The 24690-nt window shown below is 62.0% G+C and carries 22 protein-coding genes; 11 read left to right on the top strand and 11 right to left on the bottom strand.

Translation table 11 applies throughout. From position 1 onward, the window contains the following. Positions 1–238: 238 nt before the first annotated feature. Positions 239–715 (top strand): transcription elongation factor GreA, encoded by a 477-nt coding sequence (greA, locus tag ACVC5H_RS18825; protein WP_013233401.1) that lies wholly within the window; start codon positions 239–241, stop codon positions 713–715. A 142-nt stretch (positions 716–857) separates the two neighbouring features. On the opposite strand, the gene yhbY is transcribed toward greA, so the two are convergent. Beyond that, positions 858–1316, bottom strand: coding sequence for a ribosome assembly RNA-binding protein YhbY (gene yhbY / locus ACVC5H_RS18820; RefSeq protein WP_489619288.1), 459 nt, complete (start codon positions 1314–1316; stop codon positions 858–860). Between the two features lie 76 nt (positions 1317–1392). Between yhbY and ACVC5H_RS18815 the strand changes: the two genes are divergently transcribed. Then, positions 1393–2040 (top strand): RlmE family RNA methyltransferase, encoded by a 648-nt coding sequence (locus tag ACVC5H_RS18815; protein WP_013233403.1) that lies wholly within the window; start codon positions 1393–1395, stop codon positions 2038–2040. A gap of 5 nt (positions 2041–2045) precedes the next feature. Here the strand turns inward: ACVC5H_RS18815 and ACVC5H_RS18810 are convergent, their stop codons facing one another. Next, positions 2046–2246, bottom strand: coding sequence for a hypothetical protein (locus tag ACVC5H_RS18810; protein WP_489619287.1), 201 nt, complete (start codon positions 2244–2246; stop codon positions 2046–2048). Positions 2247–2409: 163 nt separating this feature from the next. On the opposite strand from ACVC5H_RS18810, the gene ftsH reads away from it, so the two are divergent. From ftsH to ACVC5H_RS18790, 4 genes are all read left to right on the top strand, one after another. Continuing rightward, positions 2410–4299, top strand: coding sequence for an ATP-dependent zinc metalloprotease FtsH (ftsH, locus tag ACVC5H_RS18805; RefSeq protein ID WP_489619286.1), 1890 nt, complete (start codon positions 2410–2412; stop codon positions 4297–4299). 253 nt (positions 4300–4552) lie between these two features. Beyond that, on the top strand, positions 4553–5401 hold the full coding sequence (gene folP, locus ACVC5H_RS18800) for a dihydropteroate synthase (RefSeq protein WP_489619285.1): 849 nt from the start codon (positions 4553–4555) through the stop codon (positions 5399–5401). Between the two features lie 122 nt (positions 5402–5523). Continuing rightward, positions 5524–6858 carry a phosphoglucosamine mutase gene (glmM, locus tag ACVC5H_RS18795; protein WP_489619284.1) on the top strand — a complete coding sequence of 445 codons (1335 nt, stop codon included), beginning with the start codon at positions 5524–5526 and terminating at the stop codon, positions 6856–6858. A 27-nt stretch (positions 6859–6885) separates the two neighbouring features. Next, entirely contained in the window at positions 6886–7578 is a 693-nt protein-coding gene (locus ACVC5H_RS18790; RefSeq protein ID WP_338718603.1) for a response regulator, read from the top strand. A gap of 75 nt (positions 7579–7653) precedes the next feature. Here ACVC5H_RS18790 and ACVC5H_RS18785 read toward each other — a convergent pair whose 3' ends face one another. The 3 genes from ACVC5H_RS18785 to ACVC5H_RS18775 all read right to left on the bottom strand — a co-directional run bounded on the left by ACVC5H_RS18785 (position 7654) and on the right by ACVC5H_RS18775 (position 12649). Beyond that, positions 7654–8955, bottom strand: coding sequence for a c-type cytochrome (locus tag ACVC5H_RS18785; RefSeq protein ID WP_489619283.1), 1302 nt, complete (start codon positions 8953–8955; stop codon positions 7654–7656). Then, a complete protein-coding gene (locus tag ACVC5H_RS18780; protein ID WP_489619282.1) occupies positions 8952–9656 on the bottom strand; it encodes a c-type cytochrome in 705 nt (234 codons plus the stop codon). The genes ACVC5H_RS18785 and ACVC5H_RS18780 overlap by 4 nt, the downstream gene beginning before the upstream one ends. 527 nt (positions 9657–10183) lie before the next feature. After that, positions 10184–12649 carry a penicillin-binding protein 1A gene (locus ACVC5H_RS18775; RefSeq protein ID WP_489619281.1) on the bottom strand — a complete coding sequence of 822 codons (2466 nt, stop codon included), beginning with the start codon at positions 12647–12649 and terminating at the stop codon, positions 10184–10186. A 326-nt stretch (positions 12650–12975) separates the two neighbouring features. Here ACVC5H_RS18775 and ACVC5H_RS18770 point away from each other — a divergent pair, with 326 nt between their 5' ends. After that, positions 12976–14904, top strand: coding sequence for an ATP-binding cassette domain-containing protein (locus ACVC5H_RS18770; protein ID WP_489619280.1), 1929 nt, complete (start codon positions 12976–12978; stop codon positions 14902–14904). Between the two features lie 15 nt (positions 14905–14919). Here ACVC5H_RS18770 and ACVC5H_RS18765 read toward each other — a convergent pair whose 3' ends face one another. Together ACVC5H_RS18765 and murJ are read right to left on the bottom strand one after the other, a co-directional pair. Next, entirely contained in the window at positions 14920–15768 is an 849-nt protein-coding gene (locus ACVC5H_RS18765) for a SirB1 family protein (protein ID WP_489619279.1), read from the bottom strand. Positions 15769–15890: 122 nt separating this feature from the next. Next, complete coding sequence (murJ, locus tag ACVC5H_RS18760) at positions 15891–17444, bottom strand: murein biosynthesis integral membrane protein MurJ (protein ID WP_489619278.1); 1554 nt, start codon at positions 17442–17444, stop codon at positions 15891–15893. Between the two features lie 364 nt (positions 17445–17808). Here murJ and rpsT point away from each other — a divergent pair, with 364 nt between their 5' ends. Next, the gene (gene rpsT, locus ACVC5H_RS18755; RefSeq protein WP_006463174.1) at positions 17809–18075 is read left to right on the top strand and encodes a 30S ribosomal protein S20; all 267 of its coding nucleotides are present in this window, start codon (positions 17809–17811) and stop codon (positions 18073–18075) included. A 158-nt stretch (positions 18076–18233) separates the two neighbouring features. On the opposite strand, the gene ACVC5H_RS18750 is transcribed toward rpsT, so the two are convergent. From ACVC5H_RS18750 to ACVC5H_RS18740, 3 genes are all read right to left on the bottom strand, one after another. Beyond that, positions 18234–18716, bottom strand: a complete 483-nt coding sequence (locus tag ACVC5H_RS18750; protein WP_489622724.1) for a DUF192 domain-containing protein — start codon at positions 18714–18716, stop codon at positions 18234–18236. A gap of 158 nt (positions 18717–18874) precedes the next feature. Further along, positions 18875–19045, bottom strand: a complete 171-nt coding sequence (locus ACVC5H_RS18745) for a hypothetical protein (protein ID WP_006463172.1) — start codon at positions 19043–19045, stop codon at positions 18875–18877. Between the two features lie 185 nt (positions 19046–19230). After that, a complete protein-coding gene (locus tag ACVC5H_RS18740) occupies positions 19231–19791 on the bottom strand; it encodes a pseudouridine synthase (RefSeq protein ID WP_489619277.1) in 561 nt (186 codons plus the stop codon). A gap of 238 nt (positions 19792–20029) precedes the next feature. Here ACVC5H_RS18740 and icd point away from each other — a divergent pair, with 238 nt between their 5' ends. Beyond that, complete coding sequence (gene icd / locus ACVC5H_RS18735; RefSeq protein ID WP_489619276.1) at positions 20030–21286, top strand: NADP-dependent isocitrate dehydrogenase; 1257 nt, start codon at positions 20030–20032, stop codon at positions 21284–21286. A 176-nt stretch (positions 21287–21462) separates the two neighbouring features. Here the strand turns inward: icd and cspE are convergent, their stop codons facing one another. Next, a complete protein-coding gene (gene cspE / locus ACVC5H_RS18730) occupies positions 21463–21669 on the bottom strand; it encodes a transcription antiterminator/RNA stability regulator CspE (RefSeq protein ID WP_006463169.1) in 207 nt (68 codons plus the stop codon). A 339-nt stretch (positions 21670–22008) separates the two neighbouring features. On the opposite strand from cspE, the gene clpS reads away from it, so the two are divergent. Next, complete coding sequence (gene clpS / locus ACVC5H_RS18725) at positions 22009–22323, top strand: ATP-dependent Clp protease adapter ClpS (RefSeq protein WP_034330154.1); 315 nt, start codon at positions 22009–22011, stop codon at positions 22321–22323. Continuing rightward, positions 22320–24623: an ATP-dependent Clp protease ATP-binding subunit ClpA gene (gene clpA / locus ACVC5H_RS18720; protein ID WP_017453644.1), complete on the top strand. Its 2304-nt coding sequence runs from the start codon at positions 22320–22322 to the stop codon at positions 24621–24623. Before clpS ends, clpA begins: the two co-directional genes overlap by 4 nt. Positions 24624–24690 lie beyond the last annotated feature (67 nt).

The following is a 24690-nucleotide window of genomic DNA, read 5'->3' as shown; positions in this document are numbered from 1 at the left end:
ATGCCACGCCATCGTGCAGTCTGGCGTGGTGTCATGTCCTTAGCGGCTCTGGGTCAGAGCGCGTGTTGTTGAAGAGCTGACGGAATCCTGCAGCAACGGTCCGTTCACCAGCCAGACTGTTCCCGTAATGACGATGCTTGTCCGCCAGGTTGGCGGCGAGGTTCTCCTTTTGCGTGTTCACCGGCCGGCGGACCTTGGATGCGTCTTCCGTGTAACCCTAACCTTGAGCAAGAGACTTATGAGCACAGTTCCCCTTACCAAGCGTGGCGCCGAACTTCTGAAGGAAGAATTGCACCGTTTGAAAACCAAAGACCGCCCGGAAGTCATCAATGCGATCGCCGAAGCGCGCGCACAGGGCGACTTGTCCGAAAACGCCGAATACGAGTCGGCCAAGGAGCGCCAGGCCTTCATCGAAGGCCGCATCGCTGACCTGGAAGGCAAGCTGGGCGCGGCCCAGATCGTCGACCCGGCCGAACTGAACGCGGAGGGCCGCGTGGTCTTCGCCTCCACCGTGGACCTGGAAAACCTGGACAGCGGCGAGAAGGTGACCTACCAGATCGTCGGGCTGGACGAAGCCGACATCAAGGAATCCAAGGTCTCCGTGACCTCGCCCATCGCCCGTGCCCTGATCGGCAAGAGCGCCGGTGACGTCGTGGCCGTGGAAGCCCCGTCGGGCCTGAAGGAATACGAAATCCTGGAAGTGCGCTACGTCTGACGTGGCCTGCAGCGGCCGCCCGTGCAGGATGCAGGGCGGCCGCTGCGGTGAACAGGCCCTAGCTGCAACACCGACGAGCCGGAAATGAAAATGCCCGCATCAGCGGGCATTCTGTTTTATGGGCCGTAGCCCCAGGCGGTGATCAGCCGGCGCTCTTCTTGGTGCTGCGTTGGCGCGGCTTGGCCTTCTTGACCAGGCCACCGGCGGTGATGCGTTCGTTGCCCTTGAGCATGACCTTGCTCACGGAAGGGCGCTTGGTGGCGTGCGACTTGACGATGGTCACTTCGCGCAGGCCGCCCTTGGCGCCGGCAGCGGCTTTCTTGCCTTCGTCCTTTTGCGGGCGGTACAGCACCAGCAGCTTGCCGATGTGTTGTACCGGCGCGGCCTTGAGCTCGGCGCAGATGGTTTCGTAGATCGCGATGCGGGCTTCGCGGTCATCGCCGAAGACGCGGACCTTGATCAGGCCGTGGGCGTTGAGGCTCTTGTCGATTTCCTTCATCACGGATTCGGACAGGCCACTTTCGCCAACCATCACGACAGGGTTCAAGGCATGGGCCTGGGCGCGCAGTTCGCTGCGCTCGGCGGGAGTCAAATTCAACATGGGAGTGCAGGTTCGGGACGATGTCTCGGCGGCGCCAAGTTGTCCCTCAATGAGATAAAACCAGTATTCTACGCGAATGGCAAAGAACAAACTGAACAAAAACTGGTTGCATGACCATATCAATGACCCTTATGTGAAGCTGGCACAGAAGGAGGGCTATCGTGCGCGCGCCGCCTACAAGCTCAAGGAAATCGACGAGGAAGAGCGCCTGATCAAGCCCGGGCAGGTCATCGTCGACCTCGGCTGCACTCCCGGCAGCTGGTGCCAGTACGTGCGCAACAAGCTGGCCGGCGCCGAGGGCGGCGGCATCCACGGCACCATCATCGGGCTGGATATCCTGCCCATGGACCCGATTGCGGATGTCCACTACATCCAGGGCGACTTCCGCGAAGACGAGCCGGTGCGCCAGCTGGAAGCGGTGCTGGACGGCCGCAAGGCCGACCTGGTGCTGTCGGACATGGCGCCCAACCTGTCGGGCGTGGCCATTGCCGATGCCGCGCGGGTGGAGTACCTGATCGATCTGGCCATCGATTTTGCGCAACTGCACATGAAACCCGGCGGCTCTTTGCTGGTCAAGTGTTTCAACGGGACCGGCTACAACGAACTGGTGCACAAATTCCGGGCGGAATTCAAGACGGTGATGTCCAAGAAGCCCAAGGCCAGCCGCGACAAGTCCTCCGAAATCTTTCTGCTAGGGAAAATCCTGAAAAATCCTCGCAGTTAATTCGGTTAAAGTTGACGCAGAGCCGTTCCATTCCCCGCAATCAGGCGCAAAATCTGCTGGAAACCCGGCAATTTAGTGAATTTTCCTGCCTTGTTTTGCTCGATTTCAGCCTTATATCGATTTTTGTAAATCGGTAGATTGCCTGAATCGTCAAACAAGAATGTCTTCTCCGCCAGCCGCACTGCTGATGTCGGATTGGCAAGCAAGTCCGGCTGCAGCCGACGTGACGCGCTGTTGTGCGTTGCGCCGCGGCACAGAGCGGCAGGGCGAGGCGGGACGGACGGCGGTTTTCCGTGTAAGGGTGGTTGAATCCGGGTAAAATCGGGCAATACAAAGGCAACGTGGCGCCCAGGCGTCGGAGGAGTTCCAGTGAACAATATGTTTTCCAAGGCTGCCATCTGGGTAGTCATCGCGCTCGTGCTGTTTATGGTGTTTAAACAGTTCGACAACCGCAGCCTGGCGACCAACGCCAAGCCGATCGCGTATTCGGACTTCATCTCCGAGGTCAAGGCCGGACACATCAAGGATGCGACCATCGAGGATCGCAACATCATCGCGACCACCCAGGACGGCACCAAGGTCAAGACCGCGACCACCATCCTGGACCGCGGCCTGGTGGGCGACCTGCTCAACAATGGCGTGAAGTTCGACGTGCGCCAGCCGGAAGAACAATCCTTCCTGTCGCAAATCTTCATTTCCTGGTTCCCGATGCTGCTGCTGATCGGCGTCTGGATCTTCTTCATGCGCCAGATGCAGGGCGGTGGCAAGGGCGGCGCGTTCTCCTTCGGCAAGTCGAAGGCGCGCATGCTGGATGAAAACAGCAATTCGGTCACCTTCGCCGACGTCGCCGGTTGCGACGAAGCCAAGGAAGAAGTGCAGGAGCTGGTCGAGTTCCTGCGTGATCCGACCAAGTTCCAGAAGCTGGGCGGCCGCATTCCCCACGGCGTGCTGATGGTCGGCCCCCCGGGTACCGGCAAGACCCTGCTGGCCCGCGCCATCGCTGGCGAAGCCAAGGTGCCGTTCTTCACCATTTCGGGTTCGGACTTCGTGGAAATGTTCGTCGGTGTCGGTGCCTCCCGTGTGCGCGACATGTTCGAGAACGCCAAGAAGCACGCTCCCTGCATCATCTTCATCGACGAAATCGACGCCGTTGGCCGCCATCGTGGTGCCGGCATGGGCGGCGGCAACGATGAACGTGAACAGACCCTGAACCAGATGCTGGTGGAGATGGATGGCTTCGAAGCCAACTCCGGCGTCATCGTGATCGCCGCCACCAACCGCGCCGACGTGCTGGACAAGGCGCTGCTGCGTCCGGGCCGCTTCGACCGCCAGGTGATGGTCGGCCTGCCCGACATCCGCGGCCGCGAACAGATCCTGTACGTCCACATGCGCAAGGTGCCCATCGCGCCTGACGTCAAGGCCGACATCCTGGCCCGTGGCACCCCCGGTTTCTCCGGTGCCGACCTGGCCAACCTGGTCAACGAAGCCGCCCTGTTCGCTGCGCGCCGCAACAAGCGCCTGGTGGAAATGCAGGACTTCGAAGATGCCAAGGACAAGATCGTCATGGGTCCGGAACGCAAGTCGGCCGTGATGCGCGAAGAAGAACGCCGCAACACCGCCTACCACGAGTCCGGCCACGCCGTGGTCGCCAAGCTGCTGCCCAAGGCCGATCCGGTCCACAAGGTCACCATCATGCCGCGTGGCTATGCCCTGGGCCTGACCTGGCAGCTGCCGGAACATGACCGCGTGAACATGTACAAGGACAAGATGCTGGAAGAGATCTCGATCCTCTTCGGTGGTCGTATCGCTGAAGAAATCTTCATGCACCAGATGTCCACCGGCGCTTCCAACGATTTCGAGCGCGCCACCAAGCTGGCCCGCGCCATGGTCACCCGCTACGGCATGTCCGTGACCCTGGGCACCATGGTGTATGAAGATTCGGAACAGGACGCCTACTTCGGCCGCATGTCTTCCAAGACCGTTTCCGAAGCCACCCAGCAAAAGGTGGATGCTGAAATCCGCAGCATCCTGGACGAGCAATACGCCCTGGCCCGCCGCCTGCTGGAAGAAAACCGCGAGAAGGTCGACGTCATGGCCAAGGCCCTGCTGGAATGGGAAACCCTGGACGCCGATCAGGTCAACGACATCATGAACGGCGACGAGCCGCGTCCGCCGCGCAACGGTACGCCGGTCAAGAAGTCGCCCTCGGACGGCAATCGTTCCGGCGACGTTTCGCCCAACGCCACCGCCCCGGCTTGAGGGCGCCAGAGCAAGAGGCGAGGCTTGAACGCCTGATGTAGCAGTCCCGATGAAGGTGAGGAGCGATCCTCACCTTTTTCTTTGGGTGCGGCGAAAATGCCGCAGAGCCCTGCAGAATGTGAAAAACCTTGCAGGGAAGGGCGTTCTTGCTGGACAAAAGTGTAAGAGTGGCCAATCGGCGGTGTATCATGCTGCCGCCACCCGGCGGTGCGCTTGCCGTGACCGCCGCAGCCATCTCACCCACAGAAGCAAGATGACGCAAGCTTTCCTCAAATGCGGCAGGTTCCGCCTGCCGGTCCAGCCTGGCCGCCGGCCGCTGGTCATGGGCATCCTCAACGTGACGCCCGATTCCTTCTCCGATGGCGGCCGCCATCATTCGCTCGAACTGGCACTCACCCACGCTGAACAGATGATCGCCGATGGCGTGGACATCATCGACATCGGCGGCGAATCCACCCGTCCCGGCATTGCCCCGCTGTCGCTGCAGGAAGAGCTGGAGCGCGTCATGCCCATGATCTACGCCCTGCGCGACTGCGGCAAGCCGCTTTCGCTGGACACCTACAAGCCCGCCGTCATGCGCGAAGCCCTGGCAGCCGAGGTGGACATGATCAATGACATCAACGGTTTTCGCGCCGAGGGCGCCATCGATGCCGTCAAGGACAGCGAAGCCGGCCTGTGCGTGATGCACATGCAAGGCCAGCCGCAGACCATGCAGCAAGAACCCCTATATGAAGATGTAGTGACAGAGGTCGCGCAATTCCTGCAGACCCAGGTCGATCTGATGCGCGCGGCCGGCATCGGACGTGAACGCATCTGCATTGATCCAGGTTTTGGTTTTGGCAAGACTGTGGAGCATAATCTGGCTTTGCTCAAAAGCACGCGCCGCCTGATCGACACGCTGGACCTGCCGCTGCTGGCGGGCATGTCGCGCAAGTCCATGATCGGCGCAGTCACCGGCAAGCCGCTGGAGCGCCGCATGGCCGGCAGCATCGGCGCGGCGCTGGCGGCTGCGCAGCAGGGCGCAATGATCATCCGGGTGCACGACGTGGCCGAGACGGTCGATGCGCTGGCCATGTGGCAGGCCGGGCGCGGCGACATTTGATGGATGCGGCGATGTGCGCGGGGACGTGACAGAAAATCAAGCATCAACACATCATTTCATGGGAGACAGGCCGGGGCGCTCGCGCTGGCCTGCACGACACCGATAAGCGATAAAGGATCAACATGGCAGGAAAATACTTCGGCACCGATGGCGTGCGCGGCCGCGTCGGCGTGGCACCCATTACGCCTGATTTCGTCATGCGCCTGGGCTATGCGGCCGGCAAGGTGCTGGCCAAGTCCAAGGATGGCGTGGCCCGTCCGACGGTGCTGATCGGCAAGGACACCCGTATTTCCGGCTACATGCTGGAAGCCGCGCTGGAAGCCGGTTTCGCCGCTGCCGGCGTGGACGTCTGGCTGGCCGGCCCCCTGCCGACTCCGGCCGTGGCCTACCTGACGCGGGCGCAGCGCCTGTCGGCCGGTGTGGTGATCTCGGCCTCGCACAATCCCTACCAGGACAATGGCATCAAGTTCTTCTCGGCCAAGGGCAACAAGCTGCCGGATCAGGTCGAGGCCGACATCGAAGCGGCCCTGGAGCAGCCCATGGAGTGCGTGCCTTCCGAAAAGTTGGGCAAGGCCCGCCGCCTGTCGGATGCCGCCGGCCGCTACATCGAATTCTGCAAGAGCACCTTCCCCAGCGCCATGGACCTGCGCGGCATGCGCCTGGTGGTGGACTGTGCCAACGGCGCCGCCTACAACATTGCCCCGCACGTGTTCCACGAACTGGGCGCGGAAGTCATCACCATCGGCAACCAGCCCGATGGCCTGAACATCAACGAAGATTGCGGCGCCACCGCCCCCAAGGCGCTGGTGGCGTCGGTGCGCGAATACCGTGCCGACCTGGGCATTGCGCTGGACGGCGATGCCGACCGTCTCATCATGGTCGATGGCAGCGGCCGCATCTACAACGGCGATGAGTTGCTTTACCTGATGGTCAAGGATCGCCTGGCCACCGGCCCGGTCGATGGTGCCGTGGGTACGCTGATGACCAACATGGCCCTCGAAGTGGCCTTCAAGAAGCTGGGGGTGCCCTTTGCGCGCGCCAAGGTGGGCGACCGCTACGTGCTGGAAGTTCTGCTGGAAAAGGGCTGGCTGCTCGGCGGCGAAGGCTCCGGCCACCTGCTGGCGCTGGACAAGCACACCACCGGCGATGGCATCGTCTCGGCGTTGCAGGTCCTGTGCGCCCTCAAGCGCGCTGACAAGACCCTGGCGCAGATGACCGGCGACATCACGCTGTATCCGCAGTCGCTCATCAATGTGAAGATTCCTGCCGGCTATGACTGGAAATCCAACACCGCCCTGCAAGCCGAACAGGCTGCCGTGGAAGAAGAGCTGGGCGAGCGTGGCCGCGTATTGCTGCGCCCGTCCGGGACCGAACCGCTGATCCGCGTGATGGTGGAGGCCGAAGACGCCGAACTGGCGCGCACCATGGCCCAGCGCATCGCGGCCAGGGTGCTCTGAGTTCAGCCTGTTGCGGATCCCAGCACAATGTCAAAAGAGCTAGCCCACATCCTGATGGTCGAAGACGAACCCAGCATCGCGGAGCTGTTGCGCTTCACGATGCAAGGGGCCGGCTTTGCCACCACGATTGCCACCGACGTGGCCCAGGCCCGCAAGCTGATCGCCGAATCACTGCCCCATGTGGTACTGCTGGACTGGATGCTGCCCGACAGCTCCGGACTGGTGCTGCTGTCGGAGCTGCGGCGCGACCAGCGTACCGCCGCGCTGCCGGTCATCATGCTGACCGCCAAGGGCATGGAAGAGGACAAGGTCAAGGGGCTCAACGAGGGCGCGGACGACTACGTGACCAAGCCGTTCTCCCCCAAGGAACTGGTGGCGCGGGTGCAGGCCCTGCTGCGCCGCAAGGCCCCGGAGATCGGCAGCCAGGCACTCCGCTACGGTGACATCAGCATCGACGTCGAACGCCGCCAGGTGGCCGTGGCGGGTCGGTCGGTGACGCTGGACCAGGCCGAGTTCAAGCTCTTGCGTTACCTGGTCGCCCATCCCGAACGCATCTTTTCTCGCGCCCAGCTGCTCGACAAGGTATGGGGTGACCATACTTTCATCGAGGAGCGCACCGTGGATGTCCACATCATGCGGCTGCGCAAGTCGCTGGGCGATCTGGCGCACTACGTGCAGACGGTGCGCGGCATGGGCTACAAGCTCAGTACCGAGCAGTGATGTTTACCCATCCGTGATGTGAATGAAAAAGGCGATCCGCGGATCGCCTTTTTTTCTGGTCTTTGCCACGCAGGATCAGTCCAGCGGCACGCTGCGATAGCGGTTCACCTCCGAAGCCGAAACGAAGCCGCCCTGGTTGCCCCAGCTGTTGCGCACGTAGGAGACCAGCGCCGCCACTTCCTGGTCGCTCAGTTGCGGACCGAAGGGTGGCATGCCGAAGGGGTAGGGGTTGCCCGCCGTGGAAGGCGGGAAGCCGCCATTGAGCACGGCGCGGATGGCATTGACCGCCTGCGGCCCGGCAATGGCGTGGTTGCCCGCCAGCGGCGGATAATCCGGCGCGCTGCCCTGGCCCTTCCCGCCGTGGCAGTCCACGCACAGTTCTCCATAGAGCTTCTTGCCCTGCTTGAGGATGCGTTCGGCCTCGGCAGGCTCGGGTTGTGCGGCGGGAGTCGTGCTGGCCAGCGGCTGCGCGGGCAGCGATTTCAGGTAGACCGCCATGGCGCTGATGTCGCCCTCGTTCAGATATTGCAGGCTGCGTCCGACCACTTCCGACATCGGTCCCAGCGAGGTGCCGCGCGGCGAGACGCCGGTCTTGAGCAGGGCGGCGATCTCGGCTTCGCTCCAGCTGCCCAGTCCATGCTCGCCGCCGTGCAGCGGTGGCGCATACCAGTCCAGTCCGGCGATCATGCCGCCTTCCAGCGCCAGCGGCGCAATGCTGCTGCCCAGGCGGTTGCGCGCGCTGTGGCAGGCGCTGCAATGCCCGGCCCCCTGGACCAGGTAGGCGCCCCGGTTCCATTGCGCGGAGCGGCCCGACTCAGGCTGGTATACGGCCCGTGTGAAGAAAAATGCACGCCATAAGCCCAGCAGCGGGCGCTGGTCGTAAGGAAAGCGCAAATCGTGTGAACGATTTTGCTGAAAAACGGGAGGCAGGCTGCGCAGGTAGGCGAACAGCGCATCGCTGTCCTCGCGCTGGAGCAGGGTGTAGCTGGGATAGGGGAAGGCCGGATAGAGGAAGCGGCCATCGCGTCCGCGTCCGTGGTGCAGGGCGCGCCAGAAGTCATCGGTGCTCCAGTCGCCGATGCCGCTGGCCTTGTCGGGGGTGATGTTGGTGGTGTAGAGCGTGCCGAAGGGCGTGGCGATGGCGCGTCCACCGGCATAGGCCGCACCGCCGCGTACCGTATGGCAGGCCATGCAGTTGCCGGCGCGGGCCAGGTATTGACCCTTGATGCGCTGGGCCTGGGGATCGTTGGCCGGGGCGCTCACGCCAGCATCTTCGCTACGCAGGCTCTGCCAGGCGATGATTGCGCCTGCCAGCACCGCTACCGCCAGCAGTGCGCCCAGCAGAATCGCCAGTCCCAGGCGCACGGTCTTGTTCATCGCGCCGCTCCCGTGCCCGGCATGCTGCCGCACGCCACCGGCAGCGGTTTGGACGGGGCGCTCGCCGGCGCATAATCCGCCGGCACCGGCTGGGAGGAGAGCCAGCTGCTGGCCGCATTGATTTCTTCAGGACTGAGCACCCTGGCGATCTCGCCCATGCAATCCGGGGCCCTGGCCGTGCGCTCGCCATTGCGCCAGGCACCCAGCTGCGCATTGAGGTAGTCACGTGGCAGGCCCAGCAATCCCGGAATGCCGGGTTGCACACCCGCCAGTCCGACGCCATGGCAACTGGCACAGGCCGGGATGGCTTGCGCCGGCTTGCCCTGGCTGACCAGCAGGCGGCCGCGTTCCAGCACCGCCGCGCCGGTGTCCGACGGGACCGGAGGCGGGTAGGGCGGATGCTGGTCGGCGAAGAAGGTGGCGATCTGCTGGAGATAATCGTCCGAGAGATTGGCCAGCAGGTAATTCATCATCGGATAGCGGCGCCGGCCATCGCGAAAGCTCTGCAGCTGGTTCAGCAGATAGCCTGCCGGCTTGCCGGCGATACGCGGATAGTAGCCATCGGCGGTGGCGCGGCCTTCCTTGCCATGGCAGGCGATGCAGGCGGCTACGCGTTCGGTCATGCCCGGCACGGTCTGCTGGGCCATGGCCATGCCGGCTGCCATCAAGCTCCCCAAGGCAGCGGCTGCAAGCTTCTTCATCGTTGTTGTCGGCAAGCGCATCGGCCTATTGTAGTCCATGCGGCTGCCCAGGGCGGCTTTGCAAGGCCGGGCACAGCGGATACAATAGCGGCCTTGTTGCCCCCGTAGCTCAGTGGATAGAGCGATCCCCTCCTAAGTCAAATTGGGCAGCGGATGCCGAAAGGCGCCGCCTGAATGGAGTCAAAGTCGGTGAACCCTGACAGTGCCTGCATGCATCCATGCAAAGCGGCTGCTGGCAATACCGAGCCAAGCCGGTTTCCTCGGAAGCCGGAAGGTGTAGAGACTAGACGGCTCCGGCCTTCCGACCTGCCCCAGAGGCAGTGTCCATGGCCAAGGTATAGTCCAGACTACAAACATCCGGTCACACGTATCTGATGGTGGCGAAAGCCATAGTGGTATGAAGGGATAGGTCACACGTTCGATCCGTGTCGGGGGCGCCAGACAAAAGGAAACGGGCACTTCTTCGGAAGTGCCCGTTTTTTTTCGTGCCGGCCGTGGCGCACTGCGCCCGGCCTTGACGTCCCGCCTCAGTGACCTTGGTTGGTATTGTCCATGAAGCGTCTTGCACTCTCGCTCTGCGGACGCGTCCCGGTGGCAGCAGGGGCCGCGCCCTGGGACGTGCCCGGCACGTTCGGCGCCGGCTGCCCGTTGCCCGGCGCGGCCGGGGTCTGGTTATTGGTCCAGCCGAAGAAATTCGCCAGCGCATCGCCCGCCGTCACGCCCACATTGGTCACCAGCCCGTTGTTGGGTGTGAAGTTGTCGTAATACGGCTCGCCATCGATGAAGCGGATGCCGTCCGGCACCGGCACGTCGAATTGCGGCACGCCCTTCAAGGCCTTGGCCATGTAATCGACCCAGATCGGCAGCGCCAGCTGTGCACCGAATTCCTTGCTGCCCAGGCTCTTGGGCTGGTCGTAACCCATCCAGGCGACGGTGGCCAGGGTACGCTGGTAACCGGCGAACCAGCCATCGACGGCATCATTGGTGGTACCGGTCTTGCCGGCCAGGTCGGTGCGGCCGATGCTGTTGCTGCGTGCACCGGTACCGGCCTGGGCCACCGACTTGAGCAGGCTGGTCATCATGTAGCTGTTGCGCTCGGCCACCACGCGCGGCGCGCCATTGCCCACGATCAGCGGGTCCGCCTTGGAGAGCACCTTGCCGCGCGCATCGGTGATCTGCGAGATCAGGTAGGGCTGGATCTTGTAGCCGCCGTTGGCAAACACCGAATAGGCCGCCGAGAGCTGCAGCGGATTGGTCTGGCCCGCACCCAGCGCCATGGGCAGGTAGGGCGGTACCTTGTCGGTATCGAAGCCATAGGTGCCGGTGATGAAGTCGCGCGCATAGGGCACGCCAATGTAATCCAGCGTGCGGATGGCCACCAGGTTCACCGACTTCTGCAGGGCCGTGCGCACGGTCATGGGACCGGCCGGGGTTTCGTCATCCTTGGGTTCCCAGTTCGGCTGGCCGGGGCCGGCCGGATACGAGACGGGGGCATCGTTGACGATGGAGGCCGGTGCAAAACCCTTCTCCAATGCAGCCGAATAGATGAAGGGTTTGAAGGTCGAACCCGGCTGGCGCCAGGCTTGCGTGACGTGGTTGAAATTGTTCTGGGTGAAGTCGAAACCACCCACCAGGGCGCGGATGGCGCCATCCTGCGGCACCACCGAGACCAGCGCCGCTTCCACCTGCGGCAACTGCACCACCTGCCAGTTCTGCTTGGCGTCCTGCATCACGCGGATCAGTGCGCCGGGGGCGATGCGGATCTCCTTTTTGGCCTTCTCCGACAGGGCCGCAGCGACGAAGCGCAAGGCTTCGCCCTTGATGCTGATCTTGTCGCCGCTGCGCAGCACCGCATCGATCTGTTTGGGGCTGGCGGCCACCACTACGGCGGCCAGGATGTCGTCGTTGTCGGGATGGTCGTCCATCACGTCGTCGATGGCCGAGGCGCGGTCATCGGCATTGGCGGGCAGTTCGATGGTTTCTTCCGGGCCGCGATAGCCGTGGCGGCGGTCGTAATCCATCACGCCCTTGCGCACGGCGTCATAGGCGGCCTGCTGGTCGGCCGCGTTGACGGTGGTGTAGACGTTGAAGCCCTGCGTATAGGTATCTTCCTTGTACTGTGCATACACCATCTGGCGCACCATTTCATTCACGTATTCAGCGTGGACGGTGTACTGGCTGCCCGGTGCGCGCACCTTCAGTTCTTCCTTGGAAGCCTTGTCGTACTGCGCCTGGGTGATGAAGCCCACGTCCAGCATGCGCTGCAGGATGTACTGCTGGCGGATGTGCGCGCGTTTGGGGTTGACGATGGGGTTGTAGGCCGAAGGGGCCTTGGGCAGGCCGGCCAGCATGGCGGCTTCGGCCAGGGTGATGTCCTTAAGGTCCTTGCCGAAGTAGGTGCGGGCGGCGGCGGCGAAGCCGAAGGCGCGCTGGCCCAGGTAGATCTGGTTCATGTAGACCTCCAGGATCTGGTCCTTGGTCAGGGCATGTTCGATCTTGTTGGCCAGCAGCACTTCGTAGAGCTTGCGGGAGAAGGTCTTTTCCTTGGTCAGGAAGACGTTGCGCGCCACCTGCATGGTGATGGTGCTGGCACCCTGCGAGGCGCTGCCGCGCAGCACGTCGGTGACCAGCGCGCGGGCGATGCCGATCCAGTCGATGCCGCCGTGTTCATAGAAGCGATAGTCTTCGATGGCCAGCACTGCATTCTTCATGTCGGCCGGGATGTCGTCCAGCTTGACCAGGCTGCGTTTTTCTTCACCAAACTCGCCCAGCAGCACCTTGTCCGCGGACCAGATGCGCAGCGGCACCTTGGGGCGGTAGTCGGTGATCAGGTCCAGCGAGGGCAGGCGCGGGTTGATGAAAATCAGGGCATACACCACCAGCAACCCGGCGGCGACGCCGAGACCGAGGATGGACAGACCGATGAACTTGGCAACGTTGAAAGTGAGGAAGCCGCGCTGGCGGCGCAGGTTCGGCAAGGAGGGAAAAGGCATGGGATGAGCACGAATCGGAATGCGCTATCTTACCGCATCGCGCTGCCGGGCCGGCGCGCCGGGCGCGGGCAATGGTTAACGAGTTGTAACATGGCTCCCGGACGACGAGGAAATTCGAATTTTTGTCGTTATTTTTCATCAATCCCGTTGCCAAAGTGCAAGCCGGAGCAGTGCGACATGGCCGCGACTGGCCGGGACTGCGCTTAAATCAGCATTTCGGCGGCGCAGTCGGTACAATGCCGCTCTTGCGCTTTTTCCTGCATCAAGCGCCTCCGCATTCATCCTGCGCGGCCCTGGCCGTCGCATTCACGCAGATCACGCACGCTATGGCAGTCATTTCCCTTTCCGACGCACAACTGGCCTTCGGCCACGTTGCCCTCCTGGATCACGCCGAATTCTCGCTGGAGACCGGCGAACGCATCGGCCTGATCGGCCGCAACGGCACCGGCAAGTCCTCGCTGCTGAAGATCATCGCCGGGCGCTCCAAGCTCGACGATGGCCTTTTGGTGATGCAGCAGAACCTCAAGATTGCCTACGTCGACCAGGAGCCGCACTTCCCGGAAGAGATGACCGTCTTCGACGCCGTGGCCTCGGGCCTGGGCGAACTGCCGGCGCTGCTGGCCGAATATGAAGCCATCACCGGCCAGTTCGGCGGCGACAACGACGATGCCCTGCTGGAGCGCATGCACCAGATCCAGACCGTGCTGGATGCGGCCGATGCCTGGTCCATCGGCAACAAGGTCGAGACCACGCTGGACAAGCTGAACCTGAACCGCGAAGCCCGCATCGGCGAGCTCTCCGGCGGCATGAAGAAGCGCGTGGCGCTGGCCTGCGGGCTGGTGGGCAACCCTGACGTGCTGCTGCTGGACGAACCGACCAACCACCTCGATTTCGGCTCCATCCTGTGGCTGGAAGGACTGCTGCGCGACTTCAAGGGCAGCATCCTCTTCATCACCCACGACCGCAGCTTCCTCGATAACGTCTCCACCCGCATCATCGAACTGGATCGCGGCAAGATTCTGTCCTTCCCCGGCAACTTCACGACCTACCAGACCCGCAAGGCCGAGCTGCTGGCCAATGAGGAAGTGGAAAACGCCAAGTTCGACAAATTCCTGGCCCAGGAAGAAGTCTGGATCCGCAAGGGCGTGCAAGCCCGCCGCACCCGCGACGAAGGCCGCGTGCGCCGTCTGGAAGCCCTGCGCGTGCAGCGCAGCGAGCGGCGTGAACGGCAGGGCCAGGTCAAGCTGGAAGTGGGCACGGGTGAGCGTTCCGGCAAGATCGTGGCGGAACTGGAAAACGTCAACAAGGCCTACGGTCCCAAGACCATCGTGCGCGACTTCAGCACCATCCTCATGCGGGGCGACAAGGTGGGCCTGATCGGCCAGAACGGCGCCGGCAAGACCACCTTGCTCAAGCTCATCCTCGGCGAAGAAGCCCCCGACAGCGGCACCGTCAAGCAGGGCACCAAGATGCAGGTGGCGTATTTCGACCAGATGCGCGCGCAGTTGAATGAAGAAACCACCCTGGCCGATACCATCGCGCCGGGCAGCGACTGGGTGGAAGTCAACGGCCAGCGCAAGCACGTGATGACCTATTTGTCGGACTTCCTGTTCGCGCCCGAACGCGCCCGCTCGCCGGTGCGCACGCTTTCCGGGGGCGAGCGCAACCGCCTGCTGCTGGCACGCCTGTTCGCCAAGCCGGCCAACGTGCTGGTGCTGGACGAACCGACCAACGACCTCGACATCGATACGCTCGAACTGCTGGAAGAATTGCTGGAAGAGTATGAAGGCACGGTCTTCCTGGTCAGCCACGACCGCATGTTCCTGGACAACGTGGTCACGCAGGTGATCGCCTCCGAAGGCAATGGCCTCTGGCGTGAATACGTGGGCGGTTACTCCGATTGGGAGCGCCAGCGTCCGGCCCAGTCCGCCGCTGCTTCGAAGGCTGCGGCCAAGGCGGCCGACAAGAACGAGGTCAAGGCTGAATCGACCATGGCCGCACCCGCACCCGCAGCAGCACCGGCGCCGGCCAAGAAGAAGCTGAGCTACAAGGAACAGCGCGAGCTGGAAGAACTGCCCAAGCGCATCGCCGCGCTGGAAGCGGAACAGAAGGAATTGTCGGCGAAACTGGCTGATCCGGACCTGTACAAGAAGGGTGCTGATGAAGCCGTCAAGCTGAACCAGCGCTTCGCCGAGATCGACGAAGAACTGCTGGTGAGCCTGGAGCGCTGGGAAGAAATCGAAGGCAGGCAGTAAGCCCGGCCGGGCAGGTCAGCTCGGCTTGCGCAAGGCTTCGCGCAGGTCGGGCAGCATCTCGCGCAGGTTGGGAGCGTCCTCGGCATGGGGGCGCAGGGCCAGGTAGGTTTCCAGGTCTTCCAGCGCCGCCTGGGCCTGGCCCAGGTTGGCGTAGGCGAGGCCACGGTCGCGCTTTTCGGTGATTTCCTCGGGCAGCAGGATCACCAGGCGCTCCTGCACGTCCAGCACCTGTTGCCAGCGCTGGCTTTCCATGAAGATGGCCTTGAGGTTGCGCAGCATGCGCGCCAGGATCTCGCGCGGATGGGCCGCGCGCAGGTAGGCCGCCAATGGCAGCTCATCACCGAAATCTTCTTCCGGCTGGTGCGCCAGATAGGGCTCCAGCCGCTCTTCCAGTTCCTGCCGCGACAGGCTGGCGCCATTCATGGGGTCCAGCACGATCTCGCCCGATTGCACCGACAGCTTCATCAGGAAATGGCCGGGGAATGAAACCCCCTTCATGTCCAGCCCGATGTGCTGGGCCAGTTCGATGTAGACCACCGCCAGCGAAATGGGAATGCCGCGCCGCGTCGAGATGACGCGGTGGATGTAGCTGTTGTCGGGATCGTAGTAATTGTTGACGTTGCCGGCGAAGGCCATTTCCTGGAAGAAGAAATGGTTCAGCATGCGCAGCTTCTGGATCTGCGAGGCATCCGAGGGCAGGCGCTGCCTGAGCTTGAGCGCCAGCGTATCGAGCGCCATCTCTTCCTCGGCGAAATCCATTTCGGGATAGAAATCCTGTCCCAGCGTCAAGGCGGATTCGAACAGTGGAATCGAATCGTCCTGGCGCACCAGCGAAGCGAAATAATCGAGGGAGGTCAGCGTCATGACACCCATGCTATCAAAATATTGCGCGCTGCGTCAGTCCTGCTTGGCACGGAATGAAATTTCTTGCTTCAGGCCACCCCGGCTGGAAGTGAAGCGGCCTGTAAAGCGGGCCTGCAAGCGGCTCAGCGGCGGGCGATACGCTTGAATTCCCGCACGCGCAAGCCCATGGCGAACATGGGGCCGAAATACGCCACCGCGCACACCGTCAGCACCAGCAGCAGTGCGCCGATGCGCAAGACCGGATGGGCGCGCAGGCCCACCCAGTCGAACTGGCCGGCGATCCACAGCGCCACGCCCGCCATCACCAGCAGCGCGCCGGTCAGGCGCATCAGGAACAGGCCCCAGCCCGGACGCGGTACGTAGATCTGGCGGCGGCGCAGGCCGATGAAGAGGCACAGGGCGTTCAGGCAGGCGCCCAGGCCGATGGACAGCGCCAGCCCGGCGTGCGAGAACATTGGCACGAAGACGCTGTTCATCAGCTGGGTGGCGATGAGCACGCCCACGGCGATCATGACGGGCGTGCGGATATCCTGCTTGGCGTAGAAGCCGGGGGCCAGGATCTTCACCACGATCAGCCCGATCAGGCCGACCCCGTAGGCCACCAGGGCATGGCCGACCATGGTTACCGAGAGCGCGTCGAAGCGGCCATAGTGGAACAGGGTGGCCGTCAGCGGCTCGGACAGGGTGGCTAGCCCGACGGCGGCCGGCATGGCCAGCATGAAGGTCAGGCGCAGGCCCCAGTCCAGCAGGGCGGAATATTCTTCCATGTCGTCGGCGGCGTGGGCATTGGCCAGGCTGGGCAGCAGGATGGTGCCCAGCGCCACGCCCAGCAGTGCCGTCGGGAATTCCATCAGGCGATCCGCATAGCTGAGCCAGGAAACGCTGCCGTGTTCCAGGCGCGAGGCGATGTTGGTATTGATCATCAGGCTGATCTGCGCGGCCGAGACCGCGAAGACGGCCGGGCCCATCTTCTTCAGCACCCGTTTGACGCCTTCGTCGCGCAGGCCCAGCATGGGGTTCCAGTACAGGCGCGGCAGCATGCCGATCTTGATGAGGGCCGGGATCTGGATGGCCACCTGCAGCACGCCGCCCACCAGCACGGCGAAAGCCATCGCATAGATCGGCTGCGCCATGAACGGCGCCACGAACAGTGAGGCGACGATGAAGGAGAGGTTCAGCAGCACCGAGGTGACCGCCGGGATCTTGAATTCCTTCCAGGTGTTCAGGATGCCCCCGGCCAGCGCCACGAAGGCCATGAAGCCGATGTAGGGGAACATGATGCGCGTCATCAGCACCGAGGCGTTGAAGGCTTCCGGGTTGTATTGCAGGCCGGTGGCGATGAAATAGACCACGAAGGGCGTGGCGACGATGCCCGCCACGCAGGTGATGAGCATGACCCACATCAGCGCCGTGGCCACGTGGTCTACCAGATGTTTGGTTTCCTCCTCGCCGCGCCGGTTCTTGTATTCGGCCAGGATGGGCACGAAGGCCTGCGAGAAGGCGCCCTCGGCAAACAGCCGGCGCAGCAGGTTGGGAATGCGGAAGGCGATGTTGAAGGCGTCGGTGTAGGCGGAGGCGCCGAAGGCGCGGGCGAACAGGATTTCCCGGACCAGCCCGGTGATGCGCGAGAGCATCGTCATGCCCGAGATGGCGGCGAGGGTTTTATGCAGATTCATGGAGCGGCATTATAGCGGTGGGCAGCGGTGCTTTTGTGGCAACGGTTGTGATTGGCGAGCGGTGGCCGGCGTGAGCCCGGGAATGGGTGGTCTGGGGCCGATATGAAGGAAAAGACAAACCTCGGCCGTCAGGCGCAATAGAGTCGGCCGTCTGGGTGCAGGTTCGGCAGCAGGCATGAATTTCTTTGCGGAAATTCAAGATCTGCGGTGGCATCGCAACGGATGGCGTCGTGTTTACGGTAGAAGCGGACAAGTTGATTGCCTTGTCACGGGAATCTGGTTATAATCCGATGCTTTACAGAATTTGGCATCGCGAGTCCTCGGGGTTTGCGGCGCAAACGACTCTCGATTTAGGATAATTTTCATGGCAAATACCGCACAGGCACGTAAGCGTGCTCGTCAAGCAGTCAAGCAAAACGCTCACAACTCGAGCCAGCGCTCGACCCTGCGCACCGCAATCAAGGCAGTTCGCAAGGCCATCGCCGCCGGCGACAAGGCTGCAGCAACCTCCGTGTTCCAATCTTCCGTGTCGACCATCGACAGCATCGCCGACAAGAAGATCATCCACAAGAACAAGGCTGCTCGCCACAAGAGCCGCCTGGCTGCTGCCCTGAAGGCCCTGGCTGCTTAATTGCATCCGGGCTTGAGCTGAAGCGCGGCACTGCCGGCTTCAGACTGCAGTACAAGAAAACCGCTTGTTGCCAAGCGGTTTTTTGCGTTTCTACGGCCTTTCTGCGAGGCCGGTTCTCCCAATGGCAGGCCGCAGCGACTGCTGCGGCCCGGCTTGCCTTACTGCGGCAAGCCTTCGATCCTGGTGCCGGGCTTGATGTTCTTCTGCTTGAACCAGCCCTTGTTCATTTCCAGCGCATAGACCGCCGGGCGCTTGGCGCAGTGTGAATCCAGGGTCTGTTCCTTCATTTCCTCGATGTTGATGATGACGCCCTTTTCATCCATGAAGGCCACCGACAGCGGGATCAGCGTATTTTTCATCCACATGCACACTCCGGCCGGCTGGCCGAAGAGGAACACCATGCCTTCGTTGTCGGCCATCTTTTCGCGGAACATCAGGCCTTGCTCACGCTGGGCTTCGGTCTGGGCCACTTCGGCCTTGATCAGGTGGATGCCGATATTGAGCTGGATGGTCGGAAACTTGCTCACCTGGGGCGTCTGGGCGCCGGCGCTGGAGAGGCAGCCAAGCGCCAGCAGGGCGGCCGCGCTGCGCAGGAAGAGGCGGGAAACCGGGGAAAGTGAAGAAAGTGAAGATTGGCGCATGGTCATTATCAATCGTGATTCGGATCGGGCGGGGACGGCGAAAGCCTAGCAGGATAGCAGCAGCGGGGCAGGGCGTGGATGGCCTTTGCATGGTCCGCAAACCGTGCGGACATGAAAAAAGGCAGGACTAGCCTGCCTTTTCTGAGTGCGGACGCTAATTACTTAGCTTCAGCTGCCTTCTTTGCCTTCTTGGCCTTCTTTGCCTTCTTGGCCTTCTTTGCCTTCGGAGCAGCGGCTTCAGCCTTCGGCGCTTCCGGAGCGGCCGGAGCTTGTGCGAAAGCAGCAGTTGCGAACAGACCAGCGATCAGAGCGGCGATCAATTTTTTCATTTTGCGTCCTTCAATTCAACATGTTAGGGATGTGAGGCAAACGATGATTCGTGCGAATCAATGCCAATAACGGCGTGCGCGTATGAAGGTTGACACCTTTTTTGATCTTTTTTAAGGGGAGTCTGCAAGAAATGGGCAGCTGCCTTCAGGTAATAGTTTCCGGCAATCAAGAGCGGCGCCCCGGCTCAGCGTTCCATTTCCTGCGGATCGACTTCGCGCCATTCCCCCGGCATCACCGGATGGGTCGCCAGCGCATACGGCCCAATGGCGATGCGTACCAGGCGCAGGGTCGGCAAGCCGACAGCGGCGGTCATGCGGCGCACCTGGCGGTTCTTGCCTTCGCTGATGGTGAGCGCCACCCAGCTGGTCGGCTGGTTGGCGCGCTGGCGGATCGGCGGCGTGCGCGGCCACAGCCAGGCGGGTTCGTGGATCAGCCGGGCGTCGCTCGGCTGGGTCACGAAGTCGCCCAGGTCCAGCGGATTGCGCAGGCGCTGCAGGGCCTCGGGCGAGGCCAGGCCTTCGACCTGCGCCAGATAGGTCTTGGCCTGCTTGCGGCGCGGATGGGCAATGGCGTGCTGCAGCTTGCCGTCATCGGTGAGCAGCAGCAGGCCCTCGCTGTCGGCATCGAGACGGCCGGCAGGGTAGATGTTCGGGATGTCGAGGTAATCGGCCAGCGTCTGGCGCTCAGGATGGGCCGAGAACTGGCTCATCACGCCGAAGGGTTTGTTGAATAGGATCAGAGGCATGCGCTAGTGTCGCAAAAAGATGGCCTTGCGTAAAATCCTGATGCATAATCGATTGCGAATGTCCTATGTCTTATATAAGACTTGCTGATTGCCATTCGGAATTTCCCCGGCTCAAAAGCCGGAAATCTCTTAAAATTCCCGGCTTGGTTGGCAATTCATGCAAGGCCGTCCCAGGCTTCGCATGCGCATTGCCGCTGATTGCTTTCTAACGTCACTGCCTCAACCGTCGGAGACCACGATGTCGTACCAACATATCCAAGTGCCTGCAGAAGGGCGCAAGATCACCGCCAATGCCGATGACACCCTCAATGTTCCCAACAATCCCATCATTCCCTTCATCATGGGCGATGGCGTGGGCGTGGACGTCACGCCGGTGATGCTCAAGGTGGTCGATGCCGCGGTGGAAAAGGCCTACGGCGGTGCGCGCAAGATCCACTGGATGGAAATCTATGCGGGCGAAAAGTCGACCAGGCTCTACGGCCCGGACGTCTGGCTGCCCGAGGAAACCCTGGCTGTGCTCAAGGAATACCTGGTCTCGATCAAGGGCCCGTTGTCCACGCCGGTAGGCGGCGGCATCCGTTCGCTCAACGTGGCCATGCGCCAGCAGCTGGACTTGTACGTGTGCCTGCGTCCGGTGCGCTACTTCAAGGGCGTGCCCTCGCCGCTGCGCGAGCCGGAGAAGACCGACATGGTGATCTTCCGGGAGAACTCCGAAGACATCTATGCCGGCATCGAATGGCAGGCCGGTTCGCCCGAAGTGAAGAAACTGATCGAGCTGCTGACGCGCGAGATGGGCGTCAAGAAGCTGCGCTTCCCCGAGACCTCGGCGCTGGGCATCAAGCCGGTCTCGCGCGAAGGCACCGAGCGCCTGGTGCGCAAGGCCATCCAGTACGCCATCGACCATGACAAGCCGTCGGTGACGCTGGTCCACAAGGGCAACATCATGAAGTACACCGAAGGTGCCTTCCGTGACTGGGGCTATGCCCTGGCCGGCCGCGAGTTCGGCGCCGAGCTGATCGACGATGGTCCGTGGATGCGCCTGAAGAATCCCAAGACCGGCCGCCAGATCGTCATCAAGGATGCCATCACCGATGCCTTCTTCCAGCAGGTGCTGATGCGTCCGGCCGAATATAGCGTGATCGCCACCATGAACCTGAACGGCGACTACATCTCCGACGCCGTGGCTGCGCAGGTCGGCGGCATTGGCATCGCGCCGGGGGCCAACATGTCCGACTCGGTGGCGGTCTTCGAAGCCACCCACGGCACCGCCCCCAAGTATGCCGGCAAGGATTACGTGAACCCCGGTTCCAGCATTCTCTCGGCCGAAATGATGCTGCGCCACATGGGCTGGATCGAGGCCGCTGACCTGATCGTGACGGCCATGCAGAAGTCGGTTTCGGCCAAGCGCGTGACCTATGATTTTGCTCGCTTGCTGGAAGGGGCGACCCAGGTGTCCTGCTCCGGCTTCGGTGAAGTGATGATTGAAAACATGTAAGCCGAACTGACTGCTTCAGCATCTTCATTGTCGAAGAGCAATGACGAAAAAACAACACTCAGCCGGGTTTTTACCCGGCTGTTTGATTTTTGGTTACGTGGGATTCCGGGCGCATCAATTGCCGTGCGCCAATGAAAAAAGCCCCGCATCAGCGGGGCTTTTAGAGAAACCGGGGTTTAGGCGGCGTTCTGGATGTTCGAAGCTTGCTTGCCTTTGGGGCCTTGCGTAACGTCAAACTGGACTTTTTGACCTTCTTTCAGGGTCTTGAAGCCGTTCATCTGGATTGCGGAGAAGTGAGCGAACAGATCTTCGCCGCCATCATCCGGAGTGATAAAGCCAAAGCCTTTGGAATCATTGAACCACTTGACAGTACCTGTTGCCATAAAAGCATCTTTCAAAATTTAAGTATCACACGAGCCGACAAAGCAAGAAGCATCGCGCGTCACGCAGCCCCCCTTACACCGTGCCCCCTATCGTATCGACGAGCTGTTACATTTCGTAACTACTAGTCAATGAATTCCATTGTTCTCGGTCGAAATCCAAAAGTCAAGCAGTTTTCATCTTTGGCTTTGTGGTCCTGTTTGAGCGATGGGGAAAGAAACCCTTGATTTAGGATAAATCATCGTCATCTGCGCAAGGTCCGGAAAACAAGTAATATCTATCTCATCTAGAGGTTACGAGATCATTGTGCGTTGCACAGCTTTTGATGGTCCAATAAACGCATGGCAACCAAGCACGAAAATGATGGCGGTACAGTCCTGGAACGGCAAGAGGCCAAACTCAAGCCGCCCCCGATGTACCAGGTTTTATTGTTGAACGATGACTATACGCCGATGGAGTTCGTCGTCGCCGTCATCCAGCAGTACTTCAACAAGGACCGTGAAACCGCGACGCAGATCATGCTCAAGGTTCACCGCGATGGGAAGGGAATGTGTGGTGTGTATCCCAAAGATATCGCATCCACAAAAGTGGAACTCGTTTTAACCCACGCTCGAAAAGCAGGGCACCCCCTGCAATGCGTGATGGAGGAAGCATGATTGCGCAGGAACTCGAAGTCAGTTTGCACATGGCCTTTGTCGAAGCCAGACAATCCCGTCATGAATTCATTACCGTGGAACACTTGCTGCTGGCGCTGCTGGATAATCCCTCCGCCGCCGAAGTGCTGCGCGCCTGCTCGGTGAACATTGACGATCTGCGCAAGACGCTGACCAATTTCATCACCGACAACACGCCCACGGTGCCCGGCACCAATGAGGTGGATACCCAGCCCACGCTGGGCTTCCAGCGCGTGATCCAGCGCGCCATCATGCACGTGCAGTCGGCCTCCAACGGCAAGAAGGAAGTCACCGGCGCCAACGTGCTGGTGGCCATCTTCGGCGAGAAGGATTCGCACGCGGTCTACTACCTGCACCAGCAGGGCGTGACCCGCCTGGACGTGGTCAACTTCATCTCGCACGGCGTACGCAAGGATCAGCAGACCGATCCGCAGAAGGCCCCGGAAGGCGCCGAAGACGTGCAAGCCGAAGGCCAGCAGAAGGAAAGCCCGCTGGACCAGTTCACCCAGAACCTGAACAAGGCCGCCGCCGAAGGCAAGATCGATCCGCTGATCGGCCGCGAGTCCGAAGTCGAGCGCGTCATCCAGACCCTGTGCCGCCGCCGCAAGAACAACCCGCTGCTGGTGGGCGAAGCCGGTGTGGGCAAGACCGCCATCGCCGAAGGCCTGGCCTGGCGCGTGACGCAAGGCGACGTGCCCGAGATCCTGAAGAATGCCGTCGTGTATTCGCTGGACATGGGCGCGCTGCTGGCCGGTACCAAGTACCGCGGCGACTTCGAGCAGCGCCTGAAGGCCGTGCTGAAGCAATTGAAGGACAGCCCCAACGGCATCCTCTTCATCGACGAAATCCATACCATCATCGGTGCGGGTTCGGCTTCGGGCGGCACGCTGGATGCGTCCAACCTGTTGAAGCCTGCGCTGTCGAGCGGACAGCTGAAGTGCATCGGCGCGACCACCTACACCGAATTCCGTGGCGTCTTCGAGAAGGACCACGCGCTGTCGCGTCGCTTCCAGAAGATCGATGTGAACGAACCGACGGTGGAGCAGACCGTGCAGATCCTGCGTGGCCTCAAGTCCAAGTTCGAGGAACACCACGGTGTGAAGTATTCTGCTTCGGCGCTCACTTCGGCCGCTGAACTGGCTGCCCGCTTCATCAACGACCGTCACCTGCCCGACAAGGCCATCGACGTGATCGACGAAGCCGGTGCCGCCCAGCGCATCCTGCCCAAGTCCAAGCAGAAGAAGACCATCGGCAAGCCGGAAATCGAGGAAATCATTTCCAAGATCGCCCGCATCCCGCCGCAGTCTGTCAACCAGGACGATCGTGCCAAGCTGCAGACCATCGAGCGCGACCTGAAGAACGTGGTGTTCGGCCAGGATCCTGCCATCGAAGCACTGGCCTCGGCCATCAAGATGGCCCGTGCCGGCCTGGGCAAGACCGACAAGCCGATCGGCTCCTTCCTGTTCTCCGGTCCGACCGGTGTGGGCAAGACCGAAGTGGCCAAGCAGCTGGCCTTCATCCTCGGCATCGAGCTGGTGCGTTTCGACATGTCCGAGTACATGGAGCGCCACGCCGTGAGCCGCCTGATCGGCGCGCCCCCGGGCTATGTCGGGTTCGACCAGGGTGGCCTGTTGACCGAAGCCGTCAACAAGAAGCCGCACGCCGTGCTGCTGCTGGATGAGATCGAGAAGGCGCATCCCGACATCTTCAACATCCTGTTGCAGGTGATGGACCATGGCACGTTGACCGACAACAACGGCCGCAAGACCGACTTCCGCAACGTGATCATCATCATGACCACCAACGCGGGGGCCGAGAGCCTGCAGAAGCGCACCATCGGCTTCACCGAGAAGAAGGAAGCCGGCGACGAAATGGCGGACATCAAGCGCATGTTCACCCCGGAGTTCCGCAACCGTCTGGATGCCATCATCAGCTTCCGCCCGCTGGACGAGGAAATCATCCTGCGCGTGGTCGACAAGTTCCTCATGCAGCTGGAAGAGCAGCTGCACGAGAAGAAGGTGGAAGCCGTCTTCTCCGACAGCCTGCGCAAGTTCCTGGGCAAGAAGGGCTTCGATCCGTTGATGGGTGCACGTCCGATGTCACGCCTGATCCAGGACCTGATCCGCAAGGCGCTGGCCGACGAACTGCTGTTCGGCAAGCTGGTCAGCGGTGGCCGGGTGACGGTGGAGATGGACGACAAGGACCAGATCAAGCTGGACTTCCCCGAGGGCGACGATTCCTCCCCGCCGGAAGAACCGCAAGAGAAGCTCGAAGTCGAATAAGTCTCAACAGGCAGACCAGCAAGGCCACTCCGGGAGACCGGAGTGGCCTTTTGTTTTACAGATTGGC

The sequence above is a fragment of the Herbaspirillum sp. Her3 genome, from assembly GCF_057961275.1.
This window is presented reverse-complemented; position numbering and strand designations above follow the sequence as displayed.

What these genes read in the sequence shown, in the direction of transcription:
- ACVC5H_RS18780 (WP_489619282.1), bottom strand. Translation starts at nt 9,656, where the DNA reads ATGAAGAAGCTTGCAGCCGCTGCCTTGGGGAGCTTGATGGCAGCCGGC.
- ACVC5H_RS18750 (WP_489622724.1), bottom strand. Translation starts at nt 18,716, where the DNA reads ATGCGCCAATCTTCACTTTCTTCACTTTCCCCGGTTTCCCGCCTCTTC.
- icd (WP_489619276.1), top strand. Translation starts at nt 20,030, where the DNA reads ATGTCGTACCAACATATCCAAGTGCCTGCAGAAGGGCGCAAGATCACC.
- clpA (WP_017453644.1), top strand. Translation starts at nt 22,320, where the DNA reads ATGATTGCGCAGGAACTCGAAGTCAGTTTGCACATGGCCTTTGTCGAA.
- cspE (WP_006463169.1), bottom strand. Translation starts at nt 21,669, where the DNA reads ATGGCAACAGGTACTGTCAAGTGGTTCAATGATTCCAAAGGCTTTGGC.
- ACVC5H_RS18770 (WP_489619280.1), top strand. Translation starts at nt 12,976, where the DNA reads ATGGCAGTCATTTCCCTTTCCGACGCACAACTGGCCTTCGGCCACGTT.
- murJ (WP_489619278.1), bottom strand. Translation starts at nt 17,444, where the DNA reads ATGAATCTGCATAAAACCCTCGCCGCCATCTCGGGCATGACGATGCTC.
- folP (WP_489619285.1), top strand. Translation starts at nt 4,553, where the DNA reads ATGACGCAAGCTTTCCTCAAATGCGGCAGGTTCCGCCTGCCGGTCCAG.
- glmM (WP_489619284.1), top strand. Translation starts at nt 5,524, where the DNA reads ATGGCAGGAAAATACTTCGGCACCGATGGCGTGCGCGGCCGCGTCGGC.
- ACVC5H_RS18745 (WP_006463172.1), bottom strand. Translation starts at nt 19,045, where the DNA reads ATGAAAAAATTGATCGCCGCTCTGATCGCTGGTCTGTTCGCAACTGCT.
- clpS (WP_034330154.1), top strand. Translation starts at nt 22,009, where the DNA reads ATGGCAACCAAGCACGAAAATGATGGCGGTACAGTCCTGGAACGGCAA.
- ACVC5H_RS18790 (WP_338718603.1), top strand. Translation starts at nt 6,886, where the DNA reads ATGTCAAAAGAGCTAGCCCACATCCTGATGGTCGAAGACGAACCCAGC.
- greA (WP_013233401.1), top strand. Translation starts at nt 239, where the DNA reads ATGAGCACAGTTCCCCTTACCAAGCGTGGCGCCGAACTTCTGAAGGAA.
- rpsT (WP_006463174.1), top strand. Translation starts at nt 17,809, where the DNA reads ATGGCAAATACCGCACAGGCACGTAAGCGTGCTCGTCAAGCAGTCAAG.
- ACVC5H_RS18775 (WP_489619281.1), bottom strand. Translation starts at nt 12,649, where the DNA reads ATGCCTTTTCCCTCCTTGCCGAACCTGCGCCGCCAGCGCGGCTTCCTC.
- ACVC5H_RS18785 (WP_489619283.1), bottom strand. Translation starts at nt 8,955, where the DNA reads ATGAACAAGACCGTGCGCCTGGGACTGGCGATTCTGCTGGGCGCACTG.
- ACVC5H_RS18765 (WP_489619279.1), bottom strand. Translation starts at nt 15,768, where the DNA reads ATGACGCTGACCTCCCTCGATTATTTCGCTTCGCTGGTGCGCCAGGAC.
- yhbY (WP_489619288.1), bottom strand. Translation starts at nt 1,316, where the DNA reads ATGTTGAATTTGACTCCCGCCGAGCGCAGCGAACTGCGCGCCCAGGCC.
- ACVC5H_RS18740 (WP_489619277.1), bottom strand. Translation starts at nt 19,791, where the DNA reads ATGCCTCTGATCCTATTCAACAAACCCTTCGGCGTGATGAGCCAGTTC.
- ACVC5H_RS18815 (WP_013233403.1), top strand. Translation starts at nt 1,393, where the DNA reads ATGGCAAAGAACAAACTGAACAAAAACTGGTTGCATGACCATATCAAT.